The sequence below is a fragment of the Brachybacterium paraconglomeratum genome, from assembly GCF_039541415.1.
GTDB lineage: Bacteria > Actinomycetota > Actinomycetes > Actinomycetales > Dermabacteraceae > Brachybacterium > Brachybacterium paraconglomeratum_A.
Genome location: NZ_BAABGE010000012.1, coordinates 53,838 through 66,263 on the forward strand (window position 1 = coordinate 53,838; position 12,426 = coordinate 66,263).

The 12,426-nt window shown below is 67.8% G+C and carries 9 protein-coding genes and 1 rRNA gene; 7 read left to right on the top strand and 3 right to left on the bottom strand.

Annotation, left to right across the window (positions count from 1 at the left end):
- Positions 1 to 2: 2 nt before the first annotated feature.
- Positions 3 to 755: a response regulator transcription factor gene (locus tag ABD893_RS16860; protein WP_345083143.1), complete on the top strand. Its 753-nt coding sequence runs from the start codon at positions 3 to 5 to the stop codon at positions 753 to 755.
- A 43-nt stretch (positions 756 to 798) separates the two neighbouring features.
- Here the strand turns inward: ABD893_RS16860 and ABD893_RS16865 are convergent, their stop codons facing one another.
- On the bottom strand, positions 799 to 2,718 hold the full coding sequence (locus ABD893_RS16865) for an HNH endonuclease (protein WP_345083146.1): 1,920 nt from the start codon (positions 2,716 to 2,718) through the stop codon (positions 799 to 801).
- 410 nt (positions 2,719 to 3,128) lie between these two features.
- Here ABD893_RS16865 and ABD893_RS16870 point away from each other — a divergent pair, with 410 nt between their 5' ends.
- From ABD893_RS16870 to ABD893_RS16885, 4 genes are read left to right on the top strand one after another with little or no spacing between them, the layout of a single operon-like run.
- A complete protein-coding gene (locus ABD893_RS16870; protein WP_345083149.1) occupies positions 3,129 to 3,797 on the top strand; it encodes a TetR/AcrR family transcriptional regulator in 669 nt (222 codons plus the stop codon).
- Positions 3,798 to 3,840: 43 nt separating this feature from the next.
- Entirely contained in the window at positions 3,841 to 4,983 is a 1,143-nt protein-coding gene (locus ABD893_RS16875; RefSeq protein ID WP_345083151.1) for an acyl-CoA dehydrogenase family protein, read from the top strand.
- Between the two features lie 28 nt (positions 4,984 to 5,011).
- Complete coding sequence (locus ABD893_RS16880; RefSeq protein ID WP_345083154.1) at positions 5,012 to 5,788, top strand: SDR family NAD(P)-dependent oxidoreductase; 777 nt, start codon at positions 5,012 to 5,014, stop codon at positions 5,786 to 5,788.
- Positions 5,789 to 5,831: 43 nt separating this feature from the next.
- Positions 5,832 to 6,626, top strand: a complete 795-nt coding sequence (locus tag ABD893_RS16885; protein WP_345083156.1) for an enoyl-CoA hydratase/isomerase family protein — start codon at positions 5,832 to 5,834, stop codon at positions 6,624 to 6,626.
- A 37-nt stretch (positions 6,627 to 6,663) separates the two neighbouring features.
- On the opposite strand, the gene ABD893_RS16890 is transcribed toward ABD893_RS16885, so the two are convergent.
- Positions 6,664 to 6,957: a DUF2277 domain-containing protein gene (locus tag ABD893_RS16890; protein WP_345083158.1), complete on the bottom strand. Its 294-nt coding sequence runs from the start codon at positions 6,955 to 6,957 to the stop codon at positions 6,664 to 6,666.
- Between the two features lie 168 nt (positions 6,958 to 7,125).
- Between ABD893_RS16890 and ABD893_RS16895 the strand changes: the two genes are divergently transcribed.
- Both ABD893_RS16895 and ABD893_RS16900 read left to right on the top strand, forming a co-directional pair.
- Positions 7,126 to 9,432, top strand: coding sequence for an AAA family ATPase (locus tag ABD893_RS16895; RefSeq protein ID WP_345083159.1), 2,307 nt, complete (start codon positions 7,126 to 7,128; stop codon positions 9,430 to 9,432).
- A gap of 526 nt (positions 9,433 to 9,958) precedes the next feature.
- A complete protein-coding gene (locus tag ABD893_RS16900) occupies positions 9,959 to 11,980 on the top strand; it encodes a YncE family protein (RefSeq protein ID WP_345083161.1) in 2,022 nt (673 codons plus the stop codon).
- Between the two features lie 216 nt (positions 11,981 to 12,196).
- Here ABD893_RS16900 and rrf read toward each other — a convergent pair.
- Positions 12,197 to 12,313 (bottom strand): 5S ribosomal RNA (rrf, locus tag ABD893_RS16905).
- Positions 12,314 to 12,426 lie beyond the last annotated feature (113 nt).

The following is a 12,426-nucleotide window of genomic DNA, read 5'->3' on the forward strand; positions in this document are numbered from 1 at the left end:
CCATGGCAGACGGAGCCGACCCTGCTGACGCGGCTGCGGCAGCTGACGTGGCTGGCGTGGCTGGCGTGGCTGGCCCGGCCGATGCGGCTGCGAGCATCCGTGTGCTGCTGGTCGATGACCAGGAGCTCATCCGGTACGGGCTGCGCCTGGTGCTCGATGCCCAACCCGATATCGAGGTCGTGGGCGAGGCGTCCGACGGCATGGAAGCCGTGCGCACGGCCCGCCAGCTCCTGCCCGATGTGGTGCTGATGGATGTGCGCATGCCCGGGATGGACGGCATCGAGGCCACGAAGCAGCTCTCGGTCGCGGTGCCGGACGTCCGAGTGCTGGTGCTGACCACCTACGATCGCGACGAGTTCGCCTTCGGGGCATTGCAGGCAGGCGCAGCCGGGTTCCTGTTGAAGAACACCCGGCCCGACGAGCTGGTGGCCGCAGTGCGCACGGTGCAGACCGGCGATGCGGTGATCTCACCGCGGGTGACGGCAAAGCTGATCGAGCTCGCGGTGCCGCATCTTCCCGGGCCGACGAGCCGTGAGGTGGAGGACCAGCTCTCGCTGCTGTCCGAGCGCGAGCGTGAGGTGTTCCTCCTGGTGGGTCGAGGTCTCACCAATTCGGAGATCGCCCAGACGCTGCACCTGAGCGAGTCCACGGTCAAAGCACACTTCGGCCGGATCCTTCTCAAGCTCGATGTGCCCAGCCGCGTCCAGGCTGTCATCCGGGCCTATGAGCTGGGAGTGGTGAGCATCGGCGAGTAGGCGACACCGGGACGTGGCCGGACGACGTGCAAGCGTCCCGCGCTCACGCCGGAGATGCGGGCCCGGGCGCATCAGGTGGGTCTGCCGCCTGGCCCTTCGGCTGGTCCGAGCCGCCCTCATCGGAGGGTCTGTCCTCAGCCGTCGATGTATGCGGGGCCACCAGCGGCGGTGTCGGAGAGATGCCCTGTGCGCCATGTGGACTGGTCCAGATCCAGGCGGCCGGCGGTGACTGCGAGGGCCAAGAGTTCTCTCGCTGCGATGCCGCCGTCCCCCGCGTTCGCGGTGCTGCCTGCGGCCTCGGGCTCGACTCGGCAGGGCTCGGTTCGACGGGACTCGGCCTGACACGGATGGGCTCGGCAGGGCTCGGTTCGACACGGCTCGGTGTGACGGGATTCGGCGTGATCGCTGTCGTCGCGACGCGGCCATCCACGTCCCCGATATCGTCACCTTCCACTGACGTGACAGCCGTGAGCACCCACAGCCCGAGCTCCTTGAGCAGGTTGCAGCGCACACACAGGCCTTGGCCGTTCGCAAAGCTGGTGGGCCCGCCGCGGTGATACGGGATGACGTGGTCGCTCTGGCGGATCACAGCGTTGCACCAGGGCGTACGGCAGGTCGTGTCCCGCCATCGAATCATCCTCGCAAGGCCTGCAGGGAATGCTCTCGCCTGGGACTCCATCGCGACCAGCTCGCCTGTGCGGGGGCTGGTGTAGAGACGGCGGAACACCGCGGAGACCTCGTCGTCGGGGTGGAGTTCAGCGGCTGGTTGCACCTGGCCAGGAGGCCTGCCCAACAGAGTGTCGGACACGATGTGGGCAGGGATCGTCCCGTATCCCTCGAGCTGTGCGCATTCGGCATCTCCATCACGGCCCAGCAGAGCGGTATCGGTGATGACGATTCCGATGTCGAGATTCGGGGTCGGGCGAGGCTGGCGGGGTGCCGAGGTCGTCGGTGCCTGAGACTGGGCGTCGCCGTGATCCGGAGACTCTTCGGAAGTTCGCTCCTGGGAGTCGGAGGAACTCCGCTCTTGCAACTCAGTCGGGTGCAGGTGCGGGTGCGGGTGCGGGTGGAGGATGACGTCGACCATCAGATCTGCCTCAAGGGCCGGGGCCGGGGTCCGATCCCCCGCAGCTTTCAAGGACCTGGCCTTGGCGGCGAGCGCACGCATCATGCCAGCGGCGTCGATCCCGCGCAGCACGGCCGTCACGCGCGCCATCCCATCTGCCAGCGGAGTCATCGTCACGTGCCGGGCCCGGGCAGCGCGCTCCGCACGTGCACGGGAAGTTTCGGGCTCGAGCTTCTGGATCAGCTTGTCGATGTCTGAGCGGAGGCGCTTCTTGCCCTTCCCCTCCAAGAGATGGGGGTTCTCATGGATCATCTCGTCGATCCGTGCACAGGTGTCGGGGCTCGCCCCCGCGAGAGCGGCTGCCACCACGGAGGCTTGCTGCTCGGCGACGGAGCCCTCCCACAGGCTGTCGACCATGCCGGGCATGTGCTGGGTGAGACGCCGCGCCGAGGCGAGCGAGAAGGCCGAGGCGGCCGGCGAGACCCGACGTGCCAGGCCGAGTTCCTGGTTCGCCCCCTTGCCCTGCTTCGACGCAGGGATCCCGCGGTCCCGATCGGCCGCGCGGATCCGCTGCTCCGCGGCGACCTGCCAGGTGGCATCCACCGCGGCGAGAGAGGCGCGCAGATGGTCGAGCCCCGCGAGGACGGCCAGTGCTTCCTCCGGGGAGCCGGGTGCCGTCTCTGGCAGCGGATCGCGAACCGCGCGGGTATCGGTGAAGGCCACGAGCGTCGCGGCGAGCACCTGCGCCAGCAGTACCCGCGCGGGTCCACTCGCATCGATATCTGCGTACTGGGTGGCGACGGAGCTCAGGACGTCCGCTGACGGCGAGGCAGCACCATGGCGGGGCTCGGCCCCACCGGGGCTGTCCCCATCGTCGTTCGGCATCTTCGCGTCCATGCCTCGATCGTACGGAGGTTCGAATCGCAGAACCAGCACCCCTCCATCCCTGTGGATAACTCTGGCGGGCCTCCTAGCGCTGTGGATAAGAATGTGGACAACCAGGCGCTGTGGAGGAACGGTGACAACCAACAGCCATGGCCAGGCCCACATCTGCCCACCACTCAGAAATATCGGAATCTGACCACATCCCGCAGCCCACAATTCCTCAACGCCGACTCTGAAAAAGACGCAACAACGTGCACATCCCTCCCGGTGCGCTCCACGAGCAGCAGCAGCCCCCCGCACTCGAGTCAGCCATCCCCACCCCTTGACGCGCCGCCCCGACCGCGCCAGACTCGTCAGTGAATCACCATTCACTTCTGATGAATGATGTTCACCCAGCTCGCTCACCCACCGAAGGGGAGGTCATGCTCCGCGCTGACACAGCGATCGCTCCGGAGGAAGCCGCCCGCGCCGCCAGGTCCGATGCGCGCCGACGGCAGATCCTGCACGCGGCCGTCCCGCTGATGGAGCGGAGCGGCTCGCAGGCGGTCTCGATGCAGTCGATCGCCGCCGCGGCCGGCGTCTCCGTCGGCCTGATCTACCGGTACTTCGCGAACAAGCAGGAGCTCGTGCAGGCCGTCACCGAAGGGGTGCTCGACGAGATGGCGCGGCTCCTCTCGGAGGCACTGAAACCCGAAGACGATCCGGTCCGCCAGATCGCCGGCGCATTCGCCGCCTACTGCACCGTCATCCGGGAGAACCGCCAAGCGGTGATGCTGACCTATCGCGAGTCGAACACCCTGGATGAGGCAGGGCGGGCGGTCGTCAAGGAGCTGGAGATCCGCACTGTCGAACCCCTGCGCAGCGCCGTGGACGCCGCCATCTGGCAGGGGCTGCTCCGCCCCGTCCACGCCGAGCTGTACTCCTATGACCTGCTCACAGTGGCCCACTCCTGGGCGCTGAAGCACTGGTACTTCGCACCGCGGATGACGTTCGAGGAGTTTCTCCGCAACCAGACCGCACTCCTCCTCTCCACCGCGATCCGCCCCGAACATCGCAGCCACTACCCCGACCTGCTCGGCGACCTCACGTAGCTCACCGCTCCTTTCACTCCAGCCCGCAGCCCCAGGAGGCCTCATGGATTTCGTCATCGACGACGCGATGCAGGGCTATATCGACGCGGCCGCCGAGGTCGCCGCTCAGATCGCCCCCGACTACCCCCAGCGCGAGAAGAACCAGATCATCGAGCCGGAGCTGCGCCTGCTCATGGGGGCACGCGGGCTGATCGCCCCGGAGCTCCCGACGGCGCTCGGCGGCCGCAGCGAGCGCGCGCTCACCACCGGAATGCTCACCGAACAGATCGCGCGGGGCGACCTCACCGTCGCCTACGTCCAGGTCATCGGCTCCCTCGTCGGCCAGATCCTGGCGCGCACCGCACGCAGGGAGGTCGCAGCACGGTGGGTTCCCCGGATCACCAGCGGCGAGGACATCGTGGCGATCGGACTCTCGGAACCGGGCGCCGGATCCGATGCCGGAAACCCCTCCATGACCGCCAGGCCCCAGGCCGACGGCTGGGTGCTCAGCGGCACCAAATCCATGTCCTTCGCGATGCACGCGAGCGCAGCAGTGGTGTTCGCTCGCACCGAAGAAGGGCGTCGCGGCCACGGCATCAGCGCCTTCCTGGTGGAGCTGGACCGCGGCGGGACCGAGCGCCGCGTCGCCCCCGACATGGGGACCAGAGCCGTGGGCCGCGGGCTGGTGGAGTTCACCGACACCTGGATCCCCGAGGAGAACCTGCTGGGAGAGCTGGGCACGGGGTTCACCCAGGTGATGCAGGGATTCGACTTCTCGCGCGCCCTGATCGGCCTGCAGGTGATCGGCGCCGCCCAGGTCACCCTCGAGGAGACCTGGGAGTACACCAGCGGGCGCATGGCCTTCGACCGCCCGCTGAGCTCCTTCCAAGGGGTGGCGTTCCCGCTGGCCGAGGCGGAGACCCTGCTGGAGGCCGCCCGATTGCTCTGCCAGAAGACCCTCTGGCTGAAGGACTCCGGACTGCCGCACACGAAAGAGGCCGCGATGTGCAAGTGGTGGGCGCCGAAGACGGCCTACGACGTCATCCACCAGTGCCTGCTCAGCCATGGCCAGTACGGCTACCTGACCGACCGGCCGATCGAGCAGCGCCTCCGCGACGTGCTCGGGCTCCAGATCGGTGACGGCACCGCCCAGATCATGAAGCTCGTCATCGCCCGCCACAGCGTGGACCGCGAGCTCGCCCCATGAACGCACCCCTGACCCGAGGAGAATCGTCATGACACAGCCCCCAGCTCCCGCCACCAACGACCAGGACCTCACCGGGCGGATCTGCATCGTCACCGGCGCCGCGAGCGGCATCGGCAAGGGGATCGCGACCCGGCTCACGGCCGACGGGGCCATCGTGGTCGTCGCCGATCTCGACGAGACTGCAGCCCGGCGCGTCGCCGCAGAGCTCGGCGGCGACACCCTCGCCGTCCCGGTCGACATCTCCGACCGCGTGAGCGTGGATGCGATGACCACCCAGGTCATAGAACGCTTCGGCCGGATCGACGTGCTGGTCAACAACGCCGGCTGGGACAAGGTCGGCCCGTTCCTCGAGCAGGATCCCGCGCTCTGGGATCGCATCATCGGCATCAACCTCTACGGCACCCTGCACTGCTGCCAGTCGGTGGTGCGAGTGATGACGGAGCAGGGCCACGGCACCGTCGTGAACATCGCGTCCGACGCCGCCCGGGTGGGTTCGAGCGGCGAAGCCGTGTACTCGGCCTGCAAGGGCGGGATCGTCGCGTTCACCAAGACGCTCGCCCGCGAGAGCGCTCGCGCCGGCATCACCGCGAACGTGGTGTGCCCCGGCCCGGCGGACACCCCGCTGTTCGCCTCGATCTCCGAGGACAGCCCGAAGCTGCGTGCATCGCTCGAGCGGGCGATCCCGCTGCGCCGTCTCGCCCAGCCGGAGGATCTCGCGAACGCCGTCGCCTTCCTCGCCTCCCCCGCCTCCGGCTACATCACCGGTCAGACCCTGTCCGTCTCCGGCGGGCTCACCATGGCCTGATCCCACCCCGCGATCTCACCACCGACGCAGAGAGCAGGCGACCATGACCGAGCAGCAGCCCCGCACCTTCGACACGATCCGCATCGAGGTGACAGCCCAGGTCGGCATGCTCACGCTCCACCGCCCGGACCAGCGCAACGCCCTCACCGCGACCATGCAGGCAGAGATCTCCCAGGCTCTGGATGCATGGGCGGCCGACGACGCCGTGCGCGGAGTGATCATCACCGGCAGCGGCCCGAAAGCCTTCGCCGCCGGCGCGGACATCTCCGAGCTCGCCGCCTGGAATACCGCCGACGGGCTGGCTGCCACGATGCAGAAGCTCTTCGACCGGATCCAGGACTTCCCGAAGCCCACCATCGCGGCGCTGAACGGGGTCGCAATGGGCGGCGGGCTGGAGCTCGCGATGAGCTGCGACATCCGGATCGCCGCAGACAGCGCAAGCATGGGCCTGCCCGAGGTGGGCCTGGGAGTGCTGCCCGGCGCCGGCGGCACCCAGCGACTCTCCCGCCTGGTGGGTGCCGGGCGGGCGCTCGAGATGATCCTCACCGGCCGGGCGCTGACCGCTGAGGAGGCAGAACGCTACGGACTGGTGACCACGGTGGTGCCCGCCGCGGAGCTGCTGCCCACGGCCGCGGAGATCATGGCAACCATCCTCGCCAAGGGACCACTCGCGGTCCGGCTGGCCAAGCTCGTCGTCGGTCAGGGCGCGGACACAGATCAGCGGACGGGGCTGCTGCTGGAGCAGCTGGCACAGATGCTGCTCTACACCACGGAGGACAAGGCCGAAGGTGCTGCGGCGTTCCTGGCGAAGCGGGCCCCGGAGTTCGACGGACGGTGAGAGGCGGCAGGTGCCGACGGGCCGACGGGCGTCGGTGTCAGGACGCGGCAGTCTGCGCAGTGCTCTGCGGGAACCGCTTCGCGTTCCGTGCCCGAGCCTTCTCCCGCTCCTCCTCGCGATCCTTCGGCGGGGCGGCTGTCACCAGCTCCGCGAGCAGATGCTCGGTGGTGTGAGCGATCTCGGCGACCGCCCGCTCGAACACCTCGAGGTTCGCCTGGGAGGGCTTGTTCATCCCGCTGACCTTGCGCACATACTGCAGCGCAGCATCGTGCACTTCCTGGGAGGTGGCCTCGGGCTCGAAGTTGTGGAGGGGCCTGATGTTGCGGCACATGGGGACAGGTTGGCACGGGAGTGAGGGTGGGGCAATGCCCGTCGTCCAGTCGCCGATATCAGGAGGTGTCCACGCTCCGCAACCGATGGCGATGAGTGGAGGGGAGCTGCCTCTCCCCGATGCCGACCACCCGGCCCACCCATCGCCGCCGTCCAGGACAATGGACCCATGCCCACCCTGCTCACGATCACCCCGGAGTTCCAGGATGCCCTGGACCACCTCCACGCCGGCGACCATCTCTTCCTCACCGGCCGGGCAGGCACTGGCAAGTCCACGCTGATCAGGCACTTCCTGGAGACCACGACCCGGTCCACGATCACCGTCGCACCCACCGGGATCGCAGCACTGAACGTGGACGGGTACACGATCCACCGCCTGTTCTCCTTCCCGCTCGGGGTGAGCGAGGAGACGGTGCGGGGCGGCGGCTACTATCCGGGCCGCTTCGCCGCAGCACTCTCAGAGCTGGACACGCTGATCATCGACGAGGCCTCGATGGTGCGGGCAGACCTCTTCGACGCTCTCACCGCCGCGCTCGAGCGTTTCGGGCCGAAGCCCGGAGAGCCGCTCGGCGGAGTGCAGCTGGTGCTGGTCGGGGACCTCTACCAGCTGCCGCCGGTGGTGACCGACGCCGAGGCATCCTTCATCAACGAGCGCTTCGGCACGCCGTTCTTCTTCTCCGCCCGCTCCTTCCACCGGGACACCTTCCCGGTGGTCGAGCTCGGCACGGTGTTCCGCCAGCAGGGGGATGACCGCCTGGTGGACCTGCTGAACGCCGTGCGCGACGGGGCGCTGCTCGAGGACGCGCGCACGGAGCTGAATCGCCGGACGGACCCGGAGTTCGAGCCCCCGCTCGAGGAGTTCTGGCTGACGCTCGCCACCACCAACCGGATCGTCGGCGCCCGCAACCGCCAGCAGCTCGAACGTCTCCCGGATCCTGCCCAGACATTTCCCGCGGCCTTCCGCGGTGAGACCGACGGGTTCGAGAATCCGACCGATGCGACGCTGCAGCTCGCCGTCGGCGCGCAGATCATGATGCTCACCAACGACCCGCTGGATCGCTGGGTCAACGGCACCCTGGGCCGGATCACCGCGATCGGAGCCGATCAGGACGGGCCGGTCGTCACCGTCCAGCTGCGCGACGGCCGCACGGTCCAGGCGCCCCCGCATACCTGGGACATCACACGCCCCAGCGTGCAGGGCGGGTCGCTGGTGCACGAGGTGATCGGCACCTTCACCCAGCTGCCGATGAAGCTGGCCTGGGCGATCACCATCCACAAGTCCCAGGGGCAGACCCTCGAGCGGGTGGTCGTGGACCTGACCGGCGGCACCTTCGCCAACGGCCAGCTGTATGTCGCGCTCTCGCGCTGCACGAGCCTCGAGGGCCTCGTGCTCAAGCGCGACGTGCTGCCGCGCGACCTGAAATCCGACACCCGGGTGCGTCGCTTCCTCGCCTCCCACGCGGCGCCGGTTGACGACCTCGGCGAGGTGTACCTGGCGGCGCTCACCGTCGGCAACGACGGGGACCGCTACCGGCCCCGGCCGGTCGAGATCGCACTGGTCACCGACGAGGGCGATGAGGCGACCACGGTCATCAACCCCACCAGCGACCTGTTCGCCGCCCGTACTGAATTCGGGCTCACCACACGCGATGTGCAGCTCGCACCGCTGCTGGTCGAGGCGTGGCGGGCCCTGTCCCCGCTGCTGGCCGGACGGGTCCCGATCGGGGTCGGGGTGGACCAGCAGCTCTCCCGGATCGACTTCGAGCTCAAGCGCAACGGCATCGTGGAGCCGATGCCGCTCGGGATCGATCTTCCGACGGGCGCACTCACCGCCGAGGAGCGGGCCGGACTGCGCGCCCCGACGGCGCTCGAACGCGCCCGCGCCGTACGTGCAGCAGTGGTTCGACTGCGCGCCGACGGGGCGATGCCTGACGCGGGTGGGACAGCATTTCCGCAGCTCGTACGGGGGCATGGCTTCCTGCTCGCCCGCAGCACCGGGACCGACGGGACGGAGAGTCCTGAGGGATTCGTGGTGGGCGGCAACCTCTCCGCAGAGGACGATGCCGCGGCCGTGCTGGCAACAGCATTGGAGGCCTCGTGGGAGCGGGTCCTCCACCCGGACCAGATCGTGGTGGAGCGGCTCCGCGCGGTCGAGCAGCACTACGGGGTGCAGGTGCTCCCTGAGGGGTTCGAGCTCGAGGAGCGGTCGACGCTGGACGAGGTGCTCTTCTCGGGAGCCCGAGTGTGCTTCACCGGAGAGGTCGTCTCCCCCGCTCATGGCTTCGTGAGCCGTGACCGGATGGAGCAGCTGGCGGAGGACCGTGGGCTCGTGCCCGTCCCGAACGTCACCAAGACCAAGAGCGACGTGCTCGTGGTCGCCGAGCTCGGCACGCAGTCGAACAAGACCAAGAACGCCGCGAAGTGGGGTAAGCCCGTGATCGCGGCCGAGGAGTTCCTGGAGTGGACCGGGCAGTGAGTAGGGCGTCTTTTCTCGGCTCAGACGCTCTGCACCGGCGGGGCACCAGGGTCACGTCCTGAGCTCCATTGCTCCAGGTCAGGGGCGCGCCGCAATGCCTCGTCCAGCGTGACGACCACCGGGCGGCTCGCTGGCTGGACATCCCAGTAGGCGCCGCAGACCCCGCAGCAACGGATCTCCACCCAGTTCGCCTCCGCAACCACCTCGACCCTCGGGGCTCGCAGAGCATCCAGCAGATCCGCTGAACAGACCGCGCACGCTCCTTCCCGCACCGCCATACGACGCCTTCCCTCCGAAGAGGGCCGACGGAAGATGCCGACCAGCAACCAATCTAGCGTCGCAGATCAGGATGCTGGCCGTCGCCGGACCATGGCGCATGAAGACGAACGAACACGCCGCGGCCATTGACACCGCAGCAAAGGCTTTCTAAGGTGCGTAGGCAGCACTGTCGTCCGCCTCGCAGCGTCGTGGGCGACCCATGGCTGCCGGGCATCGGCGCCCGGCACCCTCCCACAAGGAGAACTTCGTGCACGAGAAGCAGAATCTTCCTGTCAGCCGTCGCACTCTGCTGGGCGGTGGTGCACTCCTCGGCTCAGCAGTGATCGCTGCGCCGGTGGCTGGCAGCGCCGACCCCGGTCCTACCGGCACGTCGGCGCAGCTCGAGCCGGTCATCGAGGCTCCCGCGACCATGACCGCGGCGGTGCGCGGCTCCGCATACTTGGACGGGGTGGTGTACATCGCCTCCCGCCACGTCGTCAGCCCGGGGGTGGTCCGTCTGGGCGCATTCGATCCCTTCACCGGAGCGCAGATCTCCGTCCATGATCTCGATATCGGCGCCGCCTCGGGCAACAACTCCATGACAGCTGACGAACGCTACCTCTACGTGGGTCCCGCTGGCAGCGCCTTCGCCTGGCGCTTCGATCCCGCCACGTCCACGGTGGAGAAGTTCGTCGAGGTGGGTGGCGCCACTGCGTGGACCTACTCCATGACTGTCCACGGCGACCATCTCTATATCACCACCTATCCGGAATGCCGGCTGCTGAAGGTCCACCGCACCTCCGGCGAGATCGCGGACTTCGGCCGTGTGGGCGCCTCCCAGTACGCCGTGGCCATGGCGGTGGATGACGACTATGTCTATGCGAGCACCGCGGCGCCCGGCGCATTGAAGGTATACCGGCACGATGGCGTCGAGGTCGCCGATCTCACCACGAGCCTCACCCCCTCCCCTGTCGGCACGCTCGCCCTCGCGGTGCACGAGGGAACTATCTACGTCTCCAGCGGCCGGGACATCATCTCGATGCGGCAGGATGGCTCACAGCGGGTGGTCCGCCCGATCCCCGAGGAGGACCGCTATATCGACAAGCTCACCGTCACTCCCGAGGGACAGGTGCTCGCGCTGGCGAGGCTCACCAGCAACTACTACGAGGTGACCGACGATGGCTTGGAGCTGCTGGGCACGCCGTGGCACGACGTCGAGAATCAGGGCTTCTTCGCGATCGGCGAGCAGACCCTGGTCGGGGTCACGGGAGTCGGCCACATCTGGAGCACCACGATCGGTGGAGAGGCCACTGTCACCCCGACAGCGCCGACAGATTTCGGGTACCCCGAGTTCGTACAGTCGCTGCTGGCTCACACCCATGATTCGGTCTGGGCTGCAGGGCACTTCTCGATGACCGTCCACCATCCCAAGCCCCGCAACAACGGGCAGGGTGCTCAGAACCAGTCCCCTTCCACCGTCCCTTCGCAGTGGTTCGAGGTGGGCGGGGAGCCGAAGTCGATGGTGGAGACCGCTGATGGCACGGTGGTGATGGGCCTGTACCCGTCGACGCAGGTGGTCGCAATCGCCCCTGGCTCCACCGCGCAACGGCTGCTGGGCACTATCGGGAACGACCAGATGCGACCGTTGGCGATGGCCTATGACCCAGCGCGAGGAGAGGTGCTCGTCACCACGACCGCGAAGCAGCTGCTGTACACCGGGGCCCTCACCTTCGTGAACCTGGAGACCGGGGCATTCGACGTTCGCAAGGACTTCCTGCCCGGCCAGAACCTGAGGAACATCGTGATCGAAGGGGACTTCGCGTATATCGCCGGCGATACGTTCGCGGAGGCCACTTCCGAGCGGAGGCTGGAGACGGCGACAATCGCCGAGATCGACCTCACCACGCGTCAGGTCACGCGGATCCTCGAGCCCCGCCCGTGGGACTCCTACGAAACGCTCACCATCAGCGAGGGGATCCTCTATGCCGCGGGACGCCGGCCCAACGGTGCCTGGTTCGCTCTCGACCTCGCCACGGAGAAGGTAATCGCCGAAGGCGACAGCGGTGGATACGGCGGCCTCGGAGCGCACCTCGGCCACGTATATCTGCACAACATGTGGGATTCCTCGATCAGGCGGCTCTCGCTCGCGAGGGGCGGATCCGACTCAGTGCTCTACGACAAGCTGCCTGATGGCTGGTACAACCGGCCGGAGTTCCATGCCGTCGAGGGAATCCGAGGTACCTGGGGAATGTATGGCATGGACCTGGCGTGGTTCCCGCTGCCGAAGTGAGTTGAGCGCTGCTCCGGAGCTCAGCACTCCGCGGCATCCGTGGAGACAACGGTCAGGACCCAGCAGCCGGCACCATCACTCCGGCTGGTGGGCCCTGATCTGGTCGGGCCCTGTCCTGTCAGCCGGCGTGGCGTCTGATTTCGGGCATAAAAAAGAGGAGTGGGAGGAGCGAAACCCCTTCAAGGGTCTCAAGCTCACTCCCACTCCCACAAAGATGTCCGGCGGCGACCTACTCTCCCACACCCTCCCGAGTGCAGTACCATCGGCGCAATCGAGCTTAGCTTCCGGGTTCGGAATGGAACCGGGCGTTTCCTCGACGCTATGACCGCCGTAACACAATGAGACAACCAATCCACCAGAACACCAACCCACCCAAAGATGAACCAGAGCCCTGAGGAGTTGTTCCTCGAGAACCGCACAGTGGACGCAAACACACATAAACAACT